This is a genomic window from Agromyces subbeticus DSM 16689, assembly GCF_000421565.1.
GTDB classification, from domain to species: domain Bacteria; phylum Actinomycetota; class Actinomycetes; order Actinomycetales; family Microbacteriaceae; genus Agromyces; species Agromyces subbeticus.
Genome location: NZ_ATXG01000002.1, coordinates 184,940 through 205,040, shown reverse-complemented (window position 1 = coordinate 205,040; position 20,101 = coordinate 184,940). Strand labels below are relative to the sequence as shown.

12 protein-coding genes are annotated in these 20,101 nt (G+C 70.2%); 4 read left to right on the top strand and 8 right to left on the bottom strand.

Translation table 11 applies throughout. The features are described 5' to 3' along the window. Positions 1-16: 16 nt before the first annotated feature. The 5 genes from H521_RS0104660 to H521_RS0104640 form a co-directional block, all read right to left on the bottom strand. Positions 17-1,783, bottom strand: a complete 1,767-nt coding sequence (locus tag H521_RS0104660; protein WP_022891873.1) for an alkaline phosphatase family protein — start codon at positions 1,781-1,783, stop codon at positions 17-19. Positions 1,784-1,823: 40 nt separating this feature from the next. Further along, positions 1,824-4,190, bottom strand: a complete 2,367-nt coding sequence (ligA, locus tag H521_RS0104655) for an NAD-dependent DNA ligase LigA (protein WP_022891872.1) — start codon at positions 4,188-4,190, stop codon at positions 1,824-1,826. Positions 4,191-4,235: 45 nt separating this feature from the next. Continuing rightward, positions 4,236-5,009, bottom strand: a complete 774-nt coding sequence (locus H521_RS21555) for a hypothetical protein (protein WP_156891281.1) — start codon at positions 5,007-5,009, stop codon at positions 4,236-4,238. 123 nt (positions 5,010-5,132) lie between these two features. Beyond that, complete coding sequence (gene mnmA, locus H521_RS0104645) at positions 5,133-6,239, bottom strand: tRNA 2-thiouridine(34) synthase MnmA (RefSeq protein WP_022891869.1); 1,107 nt, start codon at positions 6,237-6,239, stop codon at positions 5,133-5,135. Between the two features lie 51 nt (positions 6,240-6,290). Further along, positions 6,291-7,523 (bottom strand): cysteine desulfurase family protein, encoded by a 1,233-nt coding sequence (locus H521_RS0104640; protein ID WP_022891868.1) that lies wholly within the window; start codon positions 7,521-7,523, stop codon positions 6,291-6,293. 93 nt (positions 7,524-7,616) lie between these two features. Here H521_RS0104640 and glgX point away from each other — a divergent pair, with 93 nt between their 5' ends. After that, positions 7,617-9,704, top strand: coding sequence for a glycogen debranching protein GlgX (gene glgX / locus H521_RS0104635; protein WP_022891867.1), 2,088 nt, complete (start codon positions 7,617-7,619; stop codon positions 9,702-9,704). After that, positions 9,701-10,201: a Cys-tRNA(Pro) deacylase gene (ybaK, locus tag H521_RS0104630; RefSeq protein ID WP_425393583.1), complete on the top strand. Its 501-nt coding sequence runs from the start codon at positions 9,701-9,703 to the stop codon at positions 10,199-10,201. The genes glgX and ybaK overlap by 4 nt, the downstream gene beginning before the upstream one ends. 2 nt (positions 10,202-10,203) lie before the next feature. On the opposite strand, the gene glgP is transcribed toward ybaK, so the two are convergent. Further along, positions 10,204-12,774: an alpha-glucan family phosphorylase gene (gene glgP, locus H521_RS0104625; protein ID WP_022891865.1), complete on the bottom strand. Its 2,571-nt coding sequence runs from the start codon at positions 12,772-12,774 to the stop codon at positions 10,204-10,206. Between the two features lie 106 nt (positions 12,775-12,880). Between glgP and H521_RS0104620 the strand changes: the two genes are divergently transcribed. Together H521_RS0104620 and glgB are read left to right on the top strand one after the other, a co-directional pair. Next, entirely contained in the window at positions 12,881-14,920 is a 2,040-nt protein-coding gene (locus H521_RS0104620) for an alpha-1,4-glucan--maltose-1-phosphate maltosyltransferase (RefSeq protein ID WP_211215477.1), read from the top strand. Continuing rightward, positions 14,913-17,126 (top strand): 1,4-alpha-glucan branching protein GlgB, encoded by a 2,214-nt coding sequence (gene glgB, locus H521_RS0104615; RefSeq protein WP_022891863.1) that lies wholly within the window; start codon positions 14,913-14,915, stop codon positions 17,124-17,126. The genes H521_RS0104620 and glgB overlap by 8 nt, the downstream gene beginning before the upstream one ends. A 15-nt stretch (positions 17,127-17,141) precedes the next feature. On the opposite strand, the gene H521_RS0104610 is transcribed toward glgB, so the two are convergent. Together H521_RS0104610 and H521_RS0104605 are read right to left on the bottom strand one after the other, a co-directional pair. Beyond that, positions 17,142-18,101 (bottom strand): tetratricopeptide repeat protein, encoded by a 960-nt coding sequence (locus H521_RS0104610; RefSeq protein ID WP_026481905.1) that lies wholly within the window; start codon positions 18,099-18,101, stop codon positions 17,142-17,144. Then, on the bottom strand, positions 18,098-19,978 hold the full coding sequence (locus tag H521_RS0104605; RefSeq protein ID WP_022891861.1) for a DUF8094 domain-containing protein: 1,881 nt from the start codon (positions 19,976-19,978) through the stop codon (positions 18,098-18,100). Before H521_RS0104605 ends, H521_RS0104610 begins: the two co-directional genes overlap by 4 nt. Between the last annotated feature and the right edge of the window lie 123 nt (positions 19,979-20,101).

The following is a 20,101-nucleotide window of genomic DNA, read 5'->3' as shown; positions in this document are numbered from 1 at the left end:
TGGGGATGCACCGATTCTATCGGGGCTTGCCGAAGAGCCCGATGCCGTAGCGGTGCAGCAGCTCGTACGCGTCGGCGAAGGTCTCGGGCTCTTCGTCGTCGGGGCGCCCGTACTTCGCGAGCAGCAGCCCGAGGAGCCCGCGGGCGGGCGGGCTCAGCGGCTTGTCCTTGTGGGCATGACCGGGGTGAGGGGCGTCGGCCTGCGGATTGGGCGGGATGTACTGCGGCGTCGTCGACGGCCAGGTCAGCGGATGCCGCGGGGCATCGAGGTTCACTGCGGAGAACATGTCGTTCGCCTCGGCGTCGCGGCGGGTGAGCGGCTTCAGCCCGTGCAGTTTCGAGAGCGTCGCGATGACGGCGCCATGGTGCATCTCGTCATTGATGATCGTGCCGGCGCGCGTGTACGCCGAGACGGCGATCGCGGGCACACGGCATCCGAGCCGATCGAAGCGGAAGCTCATTTCACCGGCGTCGCCGTCGACGTCGGGCGGGGTCGCCGGCGGCGGCGGCACGTGGTCGTAGCAGCCGCCGTGCTCGTCGAAGGTGATGAGCAGCATCGTGTTGAGCGCGTTCGACCCCTTCGACGACGCGCTGTGCTTGATGGCCGAGTAGATCTCGTGGAGCAGCGCCTCACCGGCGCGCACATCGGAGATCGCGCTGTCGACGACCTCGGTGCCGTCGATGACGCTCTCGCGCAATTTTCCGAACGGCGGATGGAAGTCGTTGTGGTTGTACGTCATGCGCGGTTCGATGAACGAGTACGCGGGCAGGGTGCCCTGCTTCACGTCGTCGTGGAACTGCTCCATTGTGGCGAAGTGCTCGGTGCGCCAGTACTGCTCGAGCACTGGTGCGTGCAGCACGCCGGTGAACGACACGAGCTGCAAGGCGTCGAAGTAGATGCGCCACGAGATGCCGGCCTCTTCGAGCCGATTGAAGACGGTCGGCGTCGCCGGGGCGTCGAGCCATTTCGAGTACCCGCCGCCGTGCTTGTTCGTGACGAAGCCGTGCGACGTCGATGCGTGGAAGAACGAGCGGTTGCAGAAGGTCTGCGACGGCACCGCCGCATGCCAGGCGTCGAACACGGCGAAGTTCTTCGCGAGAGTCGACACGACCGGCAGCATCTCGGGCGAGAACGAGCCCATGATCTGTGCGAGTTCGACTGTGGTCGGCGGCGTACCCTGCTTCAGGCGCTCGAAGTTCACGAGGTAGTCGGTCACGAAACCGCTCATCGCAGGCTCGACGTTCGCCGCGGGCGCGTTGTAGGGCGCCGTCATGTGCTCGACGAAGAGCTGCGCGTTCGTCGGCGGATTGATCGTGTCGAAGATCTGGGTGTTGACGTGCGGGTACTCCTCGCCGGGATCGGGGTTCGGCCGCCCCATGATGTCGTCGGTCGGGCCCTCGTAGACGTGGGCCGCGATGGAGGTGCCGTCGGGCGCGGTGTTGCGGTAGTCGCCGAATGCGAGCCCGTCGAACTGCTGGCGATCGGGAAGGTCGTCGGGCGTGTACAGCCAGCCGAGCAGGTTGTCGAAGGAGCGGTTCTCACCCATGACGACGACCAGGTGATCGAACCCGGCCTTCTCGCGCGGCGTGAAGGCCGCGAAGTCGTCGGCGCCCTCGTGGTAGCCGGCGGCGTGACCGACCGCACCGCCGATCGCGGCACCCGCCCCGCCCCCGACCACGGCGCCGGCAGCGGCGACGCCGCCGAGTTTCAGGAAATCGCGTCGACTGGACGCGTCGTGAGCTCGGCCGGCGCCATCTGCGGCGGCACCGTCGTCATCTGCCATGTGTTCCCCTGCCTCTTCGTCGCCGCACCCCGCAGCAGCACTACCCGAGCGCGCCGGGCCCCCGGGTGACGAGCACGGCGAACTGCGCCGCGTCGAGCACGCGGATGCCGAGCTCTTCGGCCTTCGCGAGCTTCGACCCGGCGCCTGGCCCGGCCGCCACGAAGTCGGTCTTCTTCGACACGCTCGACGCGGCCTTGCCGCCGGCGGAGATGATCGCCTCTTGCGCGCCGTCACGGGTGAAGCCCTCGAGAGAGCCCGTTGCCACGATCGTGAGTCCGGCGAGCACTCCCCCGGCCTCTGCTGCCGCTCCAGGCCCCGGATGCCCCGGCGTCGCCCACTGCACTCCCGCCGCACTCCACCGCTCGACGATCTCGAGGTGCCAGTCGACGCCGAACCAGTCGATGAGCGAATCGGCGATGATGCCGCCGACGCCGTCGACCTCTGCAAGTTCTTGCCGGGTCGCCGCGCGGATCGCGTCGAGGGAGCCGAACCAGTCGGCGAGCGCCCGTGCCGCCACGGGGCCGACGTGGCGGATGTTGAGCGAGACGAGCAGCCGCCAGAGTGGCTTGGTCTTGGCCCGGTCGAGTTCGGCGAGCAGCTTGGTCGCCGCCTCGGAGGGCCCGACCTCTCGCACGTCTTTCTTCACACCCGCTGCGCGTCGCTCGGCGGGGGTCATCGTCTCGGTGCCCGCTGGATAGCTGGCGGGCCCGAGCTTCTGGAACGGCGCGCGCCTGATGGGGACGCCGGTCTCTTCGTCGACCCGCGGCTCGCCCGTCTCTGCGTCTCGCACGACCACCTCGATCGGCACGAGCTCGTCGATGGTGAGATCGAACAGCCTGGCTTCGGTGGCGAGCGGGGGCTCTGCTGGGAACGACGGCTGCGTCAGCGCGGCGGCGGTGACCTCGCCGAGCGCCTCGATGTCGAGGCCGCCCCGGGACCCGATGTGCTCGACCCGACCGCGCACCTGCGCCGGGCAGGACTTCGCATTCGGGCAACGCAGGTCGATGTCGCCCTCTTTCATCGCGCGAAGGGGTGTGTCGCACTCGGGGCAGCGTTCGGGCATCTGCCATTCGCGCTCGCTGCCGTCTCGCAATTGCTCGACCGCCCCGAGGATCTCGGGAATGACGTCACCCGCCTTGCGGAGCACGACGGTGTCGCCGATGCGCACGCCCTTCGCCTTCACCACCTGCTGGTTGTGCAGGGTGGCCTGCCGAACGGTGGAACCGGCGACCTTCACCGGTTGCATCACGGCATACGGCGTCGCCCGGCCGGTGCGGCCGACGCCCACGACGATGTCGAGGAGCTTCGTGTGCACCTCTTCGGGCGGGTACTTGTAGGCGATCGCCCACCGGGGCGCGCGGCTCGTAGCGCCGAGTTCGTCGTGCAGTGCGAGCTCGTCGATCTTCACGACGATGCCGTCGATCTCGTGCTCGACGTCGTGACGGTGCTCGCCGCGCTCGGCGATGTAGCCGGCCACGTCGTCGACGGAATCGAACACTCGCGAGTGCGGCGAGACCGGCAGGCCCCACCCGTCGAGCAACGTGTAGATCTCGGATTGGTTGTGCACGTCGGGCCCGCTCGATGCGGCACTGCGCCAGGCGCCGATGCCGTGCAGGTACAGGGCGAGCCGGCCGAGCCGCTCTCGCATGAGCGACTGCTCGAACGCGTTCTTCTTCTCACGACGCTGTCGCAGGCTGCCTGCGGCGGTGTTGCGCGCGTTCGCGAACTCGGGGTACTTCACCGGGATCTCGTCGACGGCGCGCCCCTTGGCCAGTTGCTCGGCCTCGAACGCGGCCTGCAACTCGTGCTGCCGTTCGTTGAGCGCCTCGAAGTCGAGCGTGGGCAGGAACACCTCGCCGCGCACCTCGAAGAACGGTGGATAACCCTCACCCTCGAGTCGACGCGGGATGGTGGGAATGAGGTCGACGTTCTCGGTGATGTCTTCGCCGACTCGCCCGTCGCCGCGGGTCGTGGCCGTCTCGAGCACGCCGTCTCGGTAGGCGAGGCTGATGGCGAGCCCGTCGATCTTCAGCTCGGAGAGCCAGTGCACTGGCCGCCCTGCCGCGGCCTGCGCCCTCGCCGCCCACTCGCGGAACTCGTCGATCGAGAAGACGTTGTCGAGGCTGAGCATGCGCTCGGCATGCTCGTGCGTGGGGAAGCCCGCCGCCACGATCGGAGCACCGACCTGCTGGGTCGGGCTGTCTTGCCCCGCCAGTTCGGGGAACGCGCGCTCGATCGCCTCGAGTCGGCGCACATCGGCGTCGTACTCGGCGTCGCTCGCGATGCCTGCGCCCTCGGAGTAGTAGTCGAGCCGGTTGCGCTCGATGCGCTCGGCGAGCGCGGCCGCTTCGGCACGCGCGGAGTCGAAGTCAACGGGGATGCCGCTCGCACCGGAAATGTCGCTCACATCGCAATCCTATGAGCGACGACCCACGCGCGGTGGGAGGACCCGTCAGTCGCCGAATCCGGCTCGGTCGATCTTGCGGTGGTACCGCGTACCGATCTTGCCGCCGAGGATGGCGCCGCCGAGGCTCGCCACCGCGACGACCACCGCCGTGACGATGCCTCCGACGGTCAGCTCGCCGTCGCTGACGGGGATGCGCGGGAAGGAGTTGACCTCGCCGAGCAGGTCGTACTGGCTGCCGACCGCGACGCTCAGCAGCGCCACGGCGATGGCCATCACGAGCGCCCACACCCACACCGCGACGCCCTGCACGACGCCGTTGAACCGCGCCATGCGCCCGGCGACGTAGCCGCCGCAGTAGTACGCCACGAAGAGGATGACGAGCAGCGCGACGGCACCGATCCAACCGACGGTGTCCGCGGGCAGCACGGCCTCCTCGGCGGCCTTGCCAGTGGTCACCGGAACGCCCAGTCCGAGCGCCGCGCCGGTCGCTGCGAGCAGGGCCGTGAGCATGACCGTGGTGCCGGTGGCCGTGAGCCAGCCGAAGAACGCCGAGCCGATCTTGACGCCGCCGAATTGCTGCCGCTCACGGTCGACGACGACGCTGCGGTCGACAGCGGGCTCCGCACGTTCGACCACCGCGCGTTCGTCGACCACCGCGCGTTCGTCGTCGACGACTGGGCGCTCTTCAACCGCAACACGCTCGTCGAGCGCAGGCCGCTCTTCGACGACGGGACCCTCAGGTGCCGGCTCGGGCCGCCGTGCGGCGGTCTCGTCGACCGGGAGGCGGTGCTGGTCGGCGGGATCTCGGGGGGTGCTCACGCTGGTGCTCCAGTTCTGTTCGGGTAGGCGCCGGATTGGCGTGAGTCCCGAACCTATTGGAGAACCGGCATGCGCCGCAGGCCCTTGACAGGCCTCGAGCCATCCGACAAGGAGGCGAGCGTCTCAGGCGTCGACCGGCACCGCACTGACCGTGCGGTCGATCGTGAACTGGCCGAGCACGCGGGTGCCCACGTAGATGACCGCGGTCTGGCCGGGTGCAACGCCGTCGAGCGGATGCCCCGGGGTGACGACGAGCTCGCCGTCGACGAGTTCGGCGATGGCCGGCACGGGGTCGGCGTGTGCGCGGATCTGCACCTCGCACTCGAACGCGGTCGACGGATCGGCCAGGGGCAGGCCCGCCCACGAGAAGCGCGACCCCGCGATGAGGCCGATCGCGAGCGCCTCTTTCGGGCCGACCACGACGGTGTTCTCTTTCGGGCGCACCTCGAGCACGAATCTGGGCTTGCCGTCGGCCGCGGGCGTGCCGAGCCGCATGCCGCGCCGCTGGCCGACCGTGAACGAGTGCGCGCCCTCGTGCGAACCGACGACGGCACCCGTGCGGTCGACGATGTCGCCCGTCTCGGTGCCGACGCGCTCGGCGAGCCAGCCCTTGGTGTCGCCGTCGGGAATGAAGCAGATGTCGTAGGAGTCGGGCTTCTGCGCCACCGAGAGCCCGCGTTCGGCGGCCTCTGCGCGCACGAGCGTCTTCGAGGGCGTGTCGCCGAGCGGGAAGTAGGCGTGCGCCAGCTGCTCGGCGGTGAGCACGCCGAGCACGTAGCTCTGGTCTTTCGCCTCGGCGCTCGCGCGGTGCAGCTCGCGGTTGCCCGCGGCATCCGTCACGATCTTGGCGTAGTGGCCCGTGGCGACCGCGTCGAATCCGAGTGCGAGCGCCTTCTCGAGCAGCGCAGCGAACTTGATGCGCTCGTTGCAGCGCATGCACGGATTCGGCGTGCGGCCGGCCGAGTACTCGGCGATGAAGTCGTCGACGACGTCGGCCTTGAAGCGCTCGGAGAAGTCCCACACGTAATAGGGGATGCCGAGCACGTTCGCGGCGCGCTGGGCGTCCATGGAGTCTTCGATGGTGCAGCAACCGCGGCTGCCGGTGCGCAGCGTGCCCGGCATGCGGCTGAGCGCGAGGTGCACGCCGACGACCTCATGGCCCGCCTCGACGGCGCGCGCGGCCGCGACGGCGCTGTCGACGCCGCCGCTCATCGCTGCGAGAACCTTCATGCCACCAGTCTAAACAGCGCTCGCTGAGAGCGGATGCCTCGTGGCCGGCGATCAGCGGTCGAACGAGGTCGCCCGGGCGGCGAGGCCGGCTCTGGCCGCCTGCGCGTGGGCGGCGGGCAGCGCCGCAAGGAACGCCTCGACGTCGGCAGCGGTCGAGCCGTGGCCGATCGTGATGCGCAGCGCGCCGCGCGCGTCGGCCTCCGAGCGACCCATGGCCATCAGCACGTGCGACGGCTCGGGCACGCCGGCCTGGCACGCCGACCCGGTCGACACCGCGACACCGGCGGCGTCGAGCAGGAAGAGGAGCGAATCGCCCTCGCAGCCCGGGAACGAGAAGTGCGCATTGCCGGGCAGCCTGCCGGCCGCCGACATGTCACCCGAGAGCCGGGCCTCGGGTACGGCTCGCAACGTGCCGTCGATGAGCCGGTCGCGCAGCGCCGCCATGCGGTCGGCATCGGCATCGAGCCGCGAGGCGACGACGGATGCCGCAGCCGCGAAGGATGCCGCGGCCGCGACGTCTTGCGTGCCCGAGCGCACCTTGCGCTGCTGCCCGCCGCCGTGGATGAGCGGTTCCACGGCCGCCGAGCGGTCGAGCACGAGCGCGCCGATGCCCGCCGGGCCGCCGATCTTGTGCGCCGAGACACTGAGCGCGACGAGACCGGCGCCGCGCGGGGCATCCGTCGCTCGTCTGATGCCGTGGACGTCGATCGGCACTTGGCCATAGGCGGCGATCGCATCCACATGCAGCGGCACGCCGGTGCGCGCCGTCAGCCGCGCGACCTCGTCGACCGGCTGGATCGTGCCGACCTCGTTGTTCGCCCACAGCATCGTGACGAGGGCGACGGATGCCGCGTCGGCCTCGAGTTCGGCGGCGAGCACGTCGAGACGCACCCGGCCGAGCTCGTCGAGCGGGATCTCGGTCACCTCGGCGCCCTCATGCGCCCTGAGCCACTCGACCGCGTCGATCGTCGCGTGGTGCTCGCCGGCCGGAACCAGGATTCGGGTGCGAGCGGCGCCGGTCGCGGCATCCGTGCGCCGCTGCCACCAGAGGCCCTTGATCGCGAGGTTCACGGCCTCGGTGCCGTTGCCGGTGAAGACGATCTCGATGCCGTCGGCGCCGAGCGTTGCCGCGACGTGCTCGCGCGACTCCTCGAGCAGGCGTTTCGCCTGCTGCCCCGCGCTGTGGATGGACGAGGGATTGCCGACCACTGCGAGCGCGGCGGTGAGCGCGTCGATGGCCTCGGGCAGCATCGGCGTGGTCGCGGCATGATCGAGGTAGACCAATCGCCCTCCATCCCTGAACGTGTTCGCGGGCGCCTCACGCTGTGCGTGCAGGCGCTTGCAGGCGTGTCGCCTCCACGAACTACTGTAGATCGCATGCCTGAGCGCGATCCCCTGCACGACCTCGGCGTTCGCGCCGGTGCCGACGGCGGAGTCGCCCGAGTCTGGTCGGAGCACGCGACCTCCGTCGACCTCGTGGTCTTCGACGGCGACGACCTCGACTGGGCACTCTCCCGCACGCCGCTCGTGCGCGACGACCACGGGGTCTGGCAGGGCGAATCCGCCGACCTCCGGCCCGGTGCGCACTACGGCCTTCGCGTCGACGGGCCGGCGGGCGTCGAGCACGCGTTCAACCCCGTGCACACCCTGCTCGACCCGTATGCCACCGGGCTCGCCCGCGCCGACGACGGGTCGTGGCGCGGCGTCGCGCTCGAGTCGCTCACGGCGACCGGGTTCGAGTGGGGCGACTCGGCGAAGCCGCGGGTACCGCTCGACCGCACCGTCGTCTACGAAGCCCACGTGCGAGGGTTCTCCAAGCTCAATCCCGCCGTGCCCGAGGCGCTCCGCGGCACCTACGCCGGGCTCGCGCACGACGCGTCGCTCGAGTACCTCACCGGGCTCGGCGTCACGACGGTCGAACTGCTCCCCGTGTACGCCTTCGTCTCCGAAGAGCGGCTCGTGCGCCAGGGCAAGCTCAACTACTGGGGCTACAACACCCTCGCCTTCTTCGCCGCCCATGCCCCCTATGCGAGCGTCGCCGCGCAGGCCGAGGGCGCCGCAGCCGTGCGCCGCGAGTTCGCCGGCATGGTGAAGCGACTGCACGAGGCCGGCCTCGAGGTCGTGCTCGACGTGGTCTACAACCACACGGCCGAGGAGGGGCGAGAGGGGCCGACGTACTCGCTCCGCGGCATCGACAACGCCGCCTATTACCGTCACGACGCCCACGGCCGGTACGTCGACACCACGGGCTGCGGCAACAGCCTCGACATCGCGCGCGAGGCGCCGGCCCGCCTCGTGCTCGACTCGATGCGCTACTTCGCCGACGAACTGCAGGTCGACGGGTTCCGCCTCGACCTCGCGGTGACGCTCGGGCGCGACGATCACGAGGCCTACTCCCCCGAGCACCCGCTCTTGCAGGCGATGCTCGCCGACCCCGTGATCGGCGCATCGAAGCTCATCGCCGAGCCATGGGACGTCGGGCCCGACGGCTGGCACACCGGCGGGTTTCCGGCAGGCTTCACCGAGTGGAACGACCGCTACCGCGACCGCATGCGCGACTTCTGGCTCGGCGATCTGCGCCGTGAGCGGCAGACGGGCTCCGCGGGCAGCGGCATCGGTCGGTTCGCGACCCGGCTCGCCGGTTCGTCGAACACGTTCTCGGCAGATCGGGGCCCGCTCGCGAGCCTCAACTTCGTGACCGCGCACGACGGCTTCACCCTCGCCGATCTCACGGCCTACGACGTCAAGCACAATCAGGGCAATGGCGAGGGCAACCGCGACGGCACCGACTCGAACAACTCCTACAATCACGGCGTCGAGGGCGAAGCGGCCGACCCGGCCGTGCGTGCGGCGCGTCGCCGCAGCATCCGGAACCTGCTCGGCACGCTGCTGCTCTCGGCCGGAGTGCCGATGCTCACGGCCGGCGACGAGTTCGGCCGCAGCCAGCGCGGCAACAACAACGCCTACTGCCACGACTCGTCGCTCACCTGGCTCGCATGGGATCCGGCCGATCGCGCGAGATTCGCCCCCGAACTGCTCGCGACGACGCGACGCCTCATCGCGCTTCGTGCCGAGAACCCCGCGCTGCGCCCCATCCGATTCGGCCGGCCGGGCGAAGCGGTGCCGAGCGCCTCGCAGATGGACTGGTACAACGCCGACGGCGAGACCATGGAGATCGACGACTGGAACTCGCCTGCCGAGCGAACGCTGCAGTACCTCGCCGCCTCCACGCCCGAGACCGAGGCGCTCAACCGCATCCTGCTCGTCGTGCACGCGCACGAGTCGCGCACCGACGTCGTGCTCCCCGCGCATGACGGCGTCACGAGCTACACGCTCCTGTGGGATTCGGCCGACGAGGTGCCTCCGACCGACGATGCCGCCGCGCCGGCTGCGACGGCGCCCGGCACGAAGGTCTCGGTCGACGGGCAGTCGATGCGCCTCTACCGTGCCGAGGGCGGGCGATGATGGCGAAGCGAGCGGATGCCGCTGCCGGCACCCCGGCGACCGTCGCCCTCACTCGGGCGGGCGTCGCGTTCACGGCACTCGGCTACGAGCACGACCCGCGCGCCGCTGCCTACGGCCTCGAAGCCGCCGAGAAGCTCGGCCTCGACCCCGACCGCGTCTTCAAGACCCTGCTCGCGAACGTCGACGGGGCGCTCGCCGTCGCCATCGTGCCCGTGGCCATGCAGCTCGACCTGAAGGCGCTGGCCGCGTCGCTCGGCGGCAAGCGCGCGGAGATGGCCGATCCCGCCGTCGCCGAGCGGAAGACCGGCTATGTCGTCGGCGGCATCAGCCCGATCGGGCAGAAGACGACGTTGCCGACCGTACTCGACGAATCGGCGATCGTCTGCGAGACCATCTACGTCTCGGGCGGCCGGCGCGGCCTCGACCTCGAGCTCGCTCCTGACGACCTGCTCACCGTCACGGGCGGCCGCTTCGCCCCGATCGCCCGCGCCCGCTGAACTCAGCCCGCGATCGCCACGAGACCGAGCTCCGCCGTCGAGAGCAGCAGTGGATGCCGCGGCACCACTCGCACCGTGTATCCGAACGCCCCAGCTCGGTCGAGCACGACCGTGCCCGTGTAGAGGCGTTGCCCCGCTGGCGCCTGCGGGGCATCTGCGTCAGGCGCCGGATCGAGCGCGGCGCGCTGCACGGCGTCGATCGTGTCGTCGGCGCGGCTGCGACCGTAGACGACCTCGACCGAGACGTCATCGGGTGCGAGCTCGCCGAGCTCGACGTAGGCGCGAAGATGCAGCACGTCACCGACATGGGGCGTGTCGACGCCGCCCGACTCGACGTGCACGACGTGCACCCCGGGCCACGCAGCCCTGACCCCGGCACGCCACGCCGAGAGCTCTCGCGCACCCCGCGCGCCTTCGGCGGAGACCTTGGCGAAATGCTCGGCGGCGGGCCGGTAGAGCCGCTCGACGTACTCGCGCACCATGCGGTCGGCGCCGAGCTGCGGCGCGAGCTCGGCGAGGGTCTCGCGCACGCGGCGCACCCATTCGACCGGCACCCCGTCGCCGTCGCGTTCGTAGTACCGCGGCGCGACCCGGTGCTCGAGCAGTTCGTAGAGCGCCGCCGCCTCGAGGGTGTCGCGCTCGGCGGCGTCGCCCGCGGCATCCGCCGACGGAATCACCCAGCCGTAGTCGTCTCCGGCGAACTCGGCCCACCAGCCGTCGAGGATCGACAGGTTCAACGCGCCGTTCATCGCCGCCTTCATGCCGGAGGTGCCGCACGCCTCGAGGGGGCGCAGCGGGTTGTTCAGCCAGACATCGCAGCCCGGGTAGAGCAGCTCGGCCATCGCCATGTCGTAGTCGGGCAGGAACACGATGCGCTCGCGGAGCTCGGGCTGCTGCGCGAACTGCACGAGCTGCTGGATGAGTCGCTTGCCTTCGTCGTCGGCCGGGTGCGACTTGCCGGCGATGACGAACTGCATCGGCCGCTCGGGGTTCGTGAGGATCGCCTTCAGCCGCTCCGGATCGGCGAGCATGAGGGTCAGGCGCTTGTAGGTGGGAACCCGACGGGCGAAGCCGATCGTGAGCACATCGGGGTCGAGCACGTGCGACACCCACTTCGGCGGCTGCGCGCCCGAGTGCTGCTCCCGCCAGGATGCCTCGAGCCGTCGGCGCGCATCGTCAACGAGCTGCTGGCGCATGCGGCGCTTCGCCGCCCAGAACTCTCCGTCGGAGAGCGCGGGGCTGCGCCATTCTGCGTGCTCGGTGTCTCCCGTGCCGAGCGTCGTCTCCGCGATGCCGAGCATGACGGGGTCGGTCCAGGTGGGCGCGTGCACCCCGTTCGTGATCGAGGTGATCGGCACCTCGTCGGCGTCGAATCCGGGCCACAGGTCGCCGAACATGCGCCGGCTGACCTCGCCGTGCAACTTCGAGACGCCGTTGGCGTGCTGCGCGAGCCGCAGGCCCATGACGGCCATGTTGAACGGGCTCGCCTCGGGGTCGGCGCCCGGCTCGACGCCGAGGGCCAAGGCATCGGCCGGGTCGACGCCCGGCAGCAGGCCGCTCGAGAGGTAGCGCTCGACGAGGTCGCGCTCGAACCGATCGATGCCGGCCGGCACCGGCGTGTGCGTCGTGAACACCGTGCCGGCACGCACGAGCTGCAGCGCCTGGGCGAACGAGAGCCCTTCGCCGATGTACCCGGCGATGCGCTCGAGCCCGAGGAAACCGGCGTGCCCCTCGTTCATGTGGAACACCTCGGGAGCCGGCGATGCGCTGAGCTCCGCCCACGCCCGCAGCGCGCGGGCACCGCCGATGCCGAGCAGCAGTTCCTGCAGCAGTCGGTGCTCGCCACCGCCGCCGTAGAGCCGGTCGGTGACCGACCGCAGCTGATCGGAGTTGGCCGGGATGTCGGTGTCGAGCAGCAGCAGGGGAACCCGACCGACCGCGGCCGTCCACACGCGGGCGTGCAGCGAGCGGTCGTCGGGCAGCGCGAGCGTCACCTGCACCGGGGCGCCGTCGGGCCCGCGCAGCACCGAGAGCGGCAGGCCGTCGGGGTCGAGCACCGGGTAGCGCTCCTGCTGCCAGCCGTCGGCCGAGATCGACTGCGAGAAGTAGCCGGCCTTGTAGAAGAGGCCCACTCCGACGATCGGCACGCCGAGATCGGATGCCGCCTTGAGATGGTCGCCCGCGAGGATGCCGAGACCGCCGGAGTACTGCGGCAGTGCCGCGGTGATGCCGAACTCGGGCGAGAAGTAGGCGATCGTGCGCGGCGTCGCTGCGTCGAGCGATTGGAACCAGCGCGGCTCGGCGAGGTACTCGCGCAGGCTCGACCGCTCGCGTTCGGCCCACTCGACGTAGCCGGTGTCGCCGGCGAGCTCGTCGAGACGGCCCGGCTCGACGGCACCGAGGAAGGCCACTGGATCGTGCTCCGACCCCTGCCACACCTCGGGATCGATGTGCTGGAACAGGCGTCGCGTCGGCTCGTGCCACGACCACCGGAGGTTTCCGGCGAGCTCTTCGAGCGCAGCGAGCTGCGCCGGCACGACGGCGCGGACCGTGAACTTGCGGATCGGCTTCACGCTTCCACCCTAGGTCGGGTGCATGTCGAACACGTGAACACGCGGTCACGGCGCGACCCCCTCGTTTCGGCCGTCTCGACCGCGGCAAACGCGCTACGGTCGAACGGTGACGTCCAGCCCTGTGCTCGCCGGCCGGATCCCCGTGACCCGGCTCACCCCGACCGTGCCCGACGATCGATGGCGACCGAAGGCGTTCGAGGGCGAAGTGGTGCCGTTCCGCGCCACGGTCTTCCGCGAAGGGCACGATCAGGTCGGCGCGATGCTCGTCATCACCGCCCCCTCCGGCGTCGAACGGCGCGAGCGCATGTCGCCCCTCACCGATGGCACCGACCGCTGGGAGGCCGAGGTTCGGCTCGACGAGGTCGGCGAGTGGCGGTGGCGGGTCACCGGGTTCGACGACGAGATCGCGACCTGGCGGCACGACGGCGCACTCAAGGTCGATGCGGGGGTCGACGCCGAGCTCATGTTCGAGATCGGCGCCCGACTGCTCGATCGGTCGGTCGCCGAGACATCCCGCCCGCTCGTGGCACGCAAACGACTCACGGCGCTCGCTGAAGGGTTGCGCCGCTCCGAGGCATCCGTCGCCGACCGCCGGCAGCTCATCGACGACCCCGCGCTCGACGAGTTCGAGGCGCGCCCGCTCGCGCGCCTCTCGAGCGACTCCCCCGAACGCACGATCCTCGTCGAGCGACGTCGCGCCGGTGTCGGCGCCTGGTACGAGTTCTTCCCGCGGTCCGAGGGTGCGAAGCAGTTGAAAGACGGCAGCTGGAAGTCGGGCACGTTCCGCACGGCCGCGAAGCGGCTCGACGGCGTCGCCGCGATGGGCTTCGACGTCGTCTACCTGCCGCCGATCCACCCGATCGGCGTCACCAACCGGAAGGGACGCAACAACACGCTCGCCCCAGGCCCGCACGACCCCGGCTCGCCGTGGGCGATCGGCGGACCGCTCGCCGACGGCACCCTGGGCGGCCACGACGCGATCCACCCCGATCTCGGCACGCTGGCCGATTTCCGGGCGTTCGTGCGACGGGCGGGCGCGCTCGGCATCGAGGTGGCGCTCGACCTCGCGCTGCAGGCCTCGCCCGATCACCCGTGGGTGGCCGAGCACGCCGACTGGTTCACGCAGCTGCCCGACGGCACCATCCGCTACGCCGAGAACCCGCCGAAGAAGTATCAAGACATCTACCCGGTGAACTTCGACGACGACCCCGAAGGCATCTTCGCCGAGGTGCTTCGCGTCGTGCGGCACTGGATGAAGCAGGGCGTGCGCATCTTCCGTGTCGACAACCCGCACACGAAGCCGCTGCAGTTCTGGGAGCGACTGATCGCTGCGGTGAATGCGGATGACCCGGGCGTCGTCTTCCTCGCCGAGGCGTTCACGCGACCCGCGATGATGCAGGCGCTCGCGATGATCGGATTCCAGCAGTCGTACTCGTACTTCACGTGGCGCAACACCAAGGCCGAGCTCGAGGAGTTCCTCACCTCGGTGTCGCAGGAGACGGCCGATTTCATGCGGCCGAACCTCTTCGTGAACACGCCCGACATCCTCACCGAGTACCTCCAGTTCGGCGGGCCGGCGGCCTTCACGGTGCGAGCGACGATCGCTGCGACCGCGGCGCCGCTCTGGGGCGTGTACGCCGGCTTCGAGCACTTCGAGTCGGTCGCGCGGCCAGGGGCCGAAGAGGCGATCGACAACGAGAAGTACGAGTACAAACCGCGCGACTTCGCTGCCGCCGAGCGCGAGAGCCGTTCGCTCGCGCTCTACCTCGGCATCCTCAATCGCATCCGCGCAGAGCACCCGGCGCTCGGCCAGCTCCGCAACATCCGCTTCCACTCGAGCGACGACGACTCGGTGCTCGTCTACTCGAAGCACCTCGAGGGCCGCTTCATCGACGCGCCCGGCGCCCGGCGCTCCGCCGACGACGACACGATCATCGTCGTGGCCAATGTCGACCCGCACTCGGTGCGCGAGACGACCGTGCACCTCGACCTCGAGGCGATCGGGCTCGAGCCGGGCGCCAGGTTCGACGTCGAAGAGCTCGTGACCGGCGAACGCTGGGTCTGGGGCGAGTCCAACTACGTGCGCCTCGACGCCTTCACTCGTCCCGCGCACATCCTGCACGTGAGAAGGGGCCCCGATGCCTGAAACACTCGCAGCTCCCGTCATCGTCGACGAGACGCTCGCGGCCGTCGCCGAGGGACGGCACTCCGACCCGCACTCCGTGCTCGGACAGCACGGCTTCGAGCTGGCCCATGTCGAGGGCCCGCTCACCGCGATCCGCACGCGTCGCCCGCTCGCCGACGCCGTCGACGCGGTGCTGGCCTCCGGCGAGGTGCTGCCGCTGGCACACGTCGGCCACGGCATCTGGGCCGGCGCCGGGGCGTTCGGCCCGGTCGACTATCGGATTCGCGCGCGCTACGCCGACGACGCCGAGTGGACGAGCGACGACCCCTACCGGTTCGCACCCACGCTCGGCGAGCTCGACCTGCACCTCATCGGCGAGGGACGTCACGAAGAGCTCTGGCGAGTGCTCGGCGCGCACTCGCGTGAGCACTGGGGCGTCGCGGGGCGAATCAGCGGCACCGCCTTCACCGTGTGGGCGCCGCGCGCCCGCGCCGCACGGGTCGTCGGGGCGTTCAATCGGTGGGACGGCGCCGCGCACGCGATGCGCAGCCTCGGTGCGACCGGCGTCTGGGAGCTGTTCGTGCCCGATCTCGAGCCGGGCGCGGTCTACAAGTTCGAGCTCCTGACCGCCGCGGGCGACTGGATCATGAAGGCCGACCCGATGGCTCGGCAGGCCGAGGTGGCGCCCGCCACCGCGTCGATCGTCTCCCTCAGCACCCACGAGTGGGGTGACGAGGCATGGATGACACGTCGGGCCGGGACCGAGCTGCACTCGGAGCCGATGAGCATCTACGAACTGCACCTCGGCTCCTGGCGGCCGGGCAGGGGCTACCGAGACGTCGCCGACGAACTCATCGAGTACCTCGAGTGGCTGGGCTACACGCACGTCGAGTTCATGCCGCTCGCGGAGCATCCGTTCGGCGGCTCGTGGGGCTACCAGGTCACCGGGTACTTCGCGATCACCTCGCGCTTCGGCTCCCCCGACGACCTCAAGTACCTCATCGATCGGCTGCACCAGGCCGGCATCGGGGTCATCATGGACTGGGTGCCCGGGCACTTCCCGAAAGACGACTGGGCCCTCGCGCGATTCGACGGCGAGCCGCTCTACGAGCACGCCGACCCCCGCCGCGGCGAACAGCTCGACTGGGGCACCTACGTCTTCGACTACGGCAACCCGCGGGTGCGCAACTTCCTCGTGGCCAACGCGCTGTTCTGGTTCGAAGAAATGCACGTCGACGGGCTCCGCGTCGATGCCGTCGCCTCCATGCTCTACCTCGACTACTCCCGCGATGAGGGCGAATGGCTGCCCAACGTGCACGGCGGCCGCGAGCACCTCGAGGCCATCGCCTTCCTGCAGGAGGCCACTGCGACCGCGTACAAGCGCAATCCGGGCATCGTCATGATCGCCGAGGAGTCGACCAGCTGGCCGGGCGTGACCGCGCCAACCTCGAGCGGCGGGCTCGGGTTCGGCTACAAGTGGAACATGGGGTGGATGCACGACTCGCTGCAGTACATCCAGAACGACCCGATGTACCGCTCGCACCACCACCACGAGCTCACGTTCTCGTTCCTCTACGCGTTCAGCGAGCATTTCATGCTGCCCATCAGCCACGACGAGGTCGTGCACGGCAAGGGCTCGCTCGTGCGCAAGATGCCGGGCGATCACTGGCAGCAGCTCGCGAACGTGCGGGCCTACCTCGCGTTCATGTGGGCCCATCCCGGCAAGCAGCTGCTCTTCATGGGACAGGAGTTCGGCCAGCTCTCCGAATGGAGCGAGGAGCGCGGCCTCGACTGGTGGATCCTCGACCAGCCGAGCCACCGGCAGCTCGCCGAGTTCGTCGCGTCGCTCAATCGCGTCTATCGGGCGAACCCTTCGCTCTGGCAACTCGACGACGATGTCGCCGGTTTCGAGTGGATCGAGGGCGGGGCCGCTGCCGAGAACGTCATCGCGTTCCTCCGCTACGACCGCGATCGACGGCCGCTGCTGTGCGTCGTGAACTTCGCCGGCGTGCCGCACAAGGCGTTCCGGCTCGGGCTGCCGGTCGCCGGCCGCTGGCGCGAGCTGCTGAACTCGGATGCTTCGGAGTTCGGCGGCTCTGGCGTCGGCAACCTCGGCGGGGTCGATGCGATCGCGGCACCGTGGGGTGGTCGCCCGGCGTCGGCGACATTCGCCCTGCCGCCGCTCGGCGCCGTGTGGTTCACCCTCGACGAATCGCCGGCCGGGTAGCCGACAGCGACCCGCTCAGTAGAGCAGGTTCGTGAGGCGTCGTCGTGCGTCGACGACTCGGGCGTCGTCGACGCCCACGACCTCGAACAATTCGACGAGCCGTTCACGCACGAGCTTCTTGCCGTCGACGTCGAGGCCCGGGAACATCGTCAGCAGTCGGTCGAACGCATCGGCGACGTGGCCGCCCGAGAGATCGAGGTCTGCGACATCGAGCTGAGCGCCGAGATCGTCGGGTGCGGCGGCGGCCGCGGAGCGGATCTCGTCGAGGGTCTTGCCGTTCAGGCGGCCGAGCAGGTTCGCCTGCGCGAGCCCGGCGACCGCGAGCGCGTCGCGCGGGTTCTGCACGATGGCGGTGCGATACGCGGATGCCGCGGCGGCGAAGTCACCGCGCTCGATGGCGTCGTACGCCTCTTGATGCAGCGGCGGTAACGGGGCCTCGACAGGCGCGGCCGACTCGGGCTCGGCGCCCGCTTCGCCTTCGCTCGGGGCGATGCTGCCGCTGACGCCATGCTGGCCGGCGAGTTCGAGCAGCTGATCGAAGAGCTGGTCGAGCACTTCGTCTGGCTGCACGCCCTCGAAGAGCGGCACCGGCTGACCGGCGATGACCGCGACGACCGTGGGAATGGACTTCGCCTGGAAGGCCTGCACGAGCTGCGGGCTGCGGTCGGCATCGGCCGCCGCGAGCACGAGCCGCCCGTTGCGCGCACGCACGAGCCGCTCGAGGGACGCGAGGAGCGTCTTGGACGGCTCGCTCCAGGTCGCCCACAGTGCGACGACGACCGGCACCGTGCGCGAGAGTTCGAGCGTCGAGCCGAACGCCGCGTCATCCGTCTCGAAGACGATCTGATCGGTCGGGCCCGAGGCGGCGTGGGCGCCCTGAGCCGTCGAGTCGCTCTGCGCCTGGCGCTGCACGAGGGCCGACAGGTCGACAGCGCCCCGAAGTGCTGCGCCCGCGGGAGGGATTGGATTGGTCACGGTACCTCCGAAGCTCCGATGAGACTCTCCGACCAGCCGAGCAGGCGGATCTGGTCGTCGGCGTCGTTTCCGACGCCGGGAACGTAGAACAGCAGTTGCATGCCGATGACACGCTGCACGCCCTTCGCGCTCTTGTCGCCGAAGCCCGAGAGCGCGAGGGCGGCACCTGGCTGGAACCCGATGGTGCCACCGTCGTTCGGCACGACCTTCTCGGTCTGATCGATCGAGACGGTCACGAGTGCGCCGGCATCGTTCGTCGCCAGGGCGACCGTCGGACTGTCGCCGACGACATTCGAGAACGTCGCGTCGGCCGTGGGCGGCAAGCCGTCGTTGATGACCTGTTGTCCGGCCACGCCGAGCTGCTCTCTGAGGGCGTCGCCCTCGGGATCGAACAGCGCGGCGAACTCCGAAGTGTCGCCCTTCAGCAGCACGTCGGCGTAGGCCGCAGCGACCTGGCCCGTCGGCATGACGAGTCCCTTGAACTCGGGCGAGATCGGCGGCGCGCCGATCGAGGCCGGTGCGACCTCGGGAACGTCGGCATCGGGCGCGAGCGCCATCGAGTAGAGGATCTTGTAGTTCTCGCGAGGCGACTGCTGCACGAGCACGAGCGCGGTCGGCGCGATCGTGGGGTCGTCGGCGTTCTTCGCGATGGTGAGCACCGTGCGCGGCCACCCGGTGGCCTGCTGCGGCAGCGTCAGCGTGAGTGGCGACGCGGGAATCGGCGTCGGCGCCGGGTGCTCGGCGAGTGAGCCGCGGATCGCGTAGTTGGCGGTGCGAGCTTCGAGCGCCGGCCCGGCGAAGCGTTCGGCGGCCGCTGTCGCGTCACGTGAGGCGTCGACCTCGGTGGCGAAGACGGCGACCCGGCGCATGATGCGCTCCATCTGCGGCACGGTCACCGCAGGCACAGCCTCTGCCTCGGACTCTCCGGCGTCATCGTCGGCGTCGTCGGCCGCGGGTGTGTCGAGCGGAGTCGCAGGGGCGGTGGTCGCCGGCGGGGCCAGCTGGTCGAAGCTCGGCCAATAGTCGGGCGAGCATCCGCTGAGTGCCAGCGCCGGAATGACGAGCAGCGGCACGAATACGACCCGCTTGGCCCGGCCGATGGCGCGCCGACCGCCGCCGCCGATCTGGGCGCGACCGGGCTTCGGGGCACTCGGCAGCCTGCCGCGCGGCCCCTTCGGCAGGTTGCGCCGCGGCCCGCGCGACCGGCGGTGGTTCATGAAGCCCGAGATGACGAGCGCGATGCCGGCCAGGAAGACGAGTGCGCCGCCCACGATCAGAGGTCCGGCCCACGGCGTCGCATTGTCGAGCGGCCAGTCGATCTTCACGCGCGAGGGGAGCTCGTCGCCGCCGTTCGCGGTGATCAGCACCGAGATGCCCTCGGGCACATCGATCGTCGTGGTGAGCACCATCTCGTTGGTGAACTCATCGAGCCAGAGGTCGGAGCCGACCGGCGACGGCGCGACCACGGTGTCGGCGTCGGGGACTGCTGCGGCATCCGTCGGCGGCACGGAGGGAGTCGGCGTCGTGGGAGCGGGGTCATCGATCGGGTCGCTGACGACGATCTCATTCGTCAGCTCGTCGCCCGCAGCGTCGTGGCCGACGGCGACGAACTGGGTCTCTCCGAGCCACGCCTCGACATCGGCGGTGCGCCCGTATGCGAGGAACGCCTTCGGCGAGCCCGAGACGGTGATGGTCTGCTTGCCGGGGTGCGCCGACAGCGCGTCGGGCTGAAGCACGATGAAGTCCGCCTCACCGCCCGAGAACTGAGCCGACAACGACACGCGGTCGGGCTCGAGAAGCACCGTGCGCTGAGCGATGCCGAGCCCGATCATCACGGCCGCGGCGATGAACGCCACGATTGCGAAGACGAAGCGCACGAACCGACCTCCATTTGCCGCCTGCGGCGACGTCTGACAAAGACATTCCACACTACCGGCGGAATCTGGGAGACTCCTAACCACTCGCTGGGTGAACCGTGTCCGCGCGCTTTCTGCGCGCCC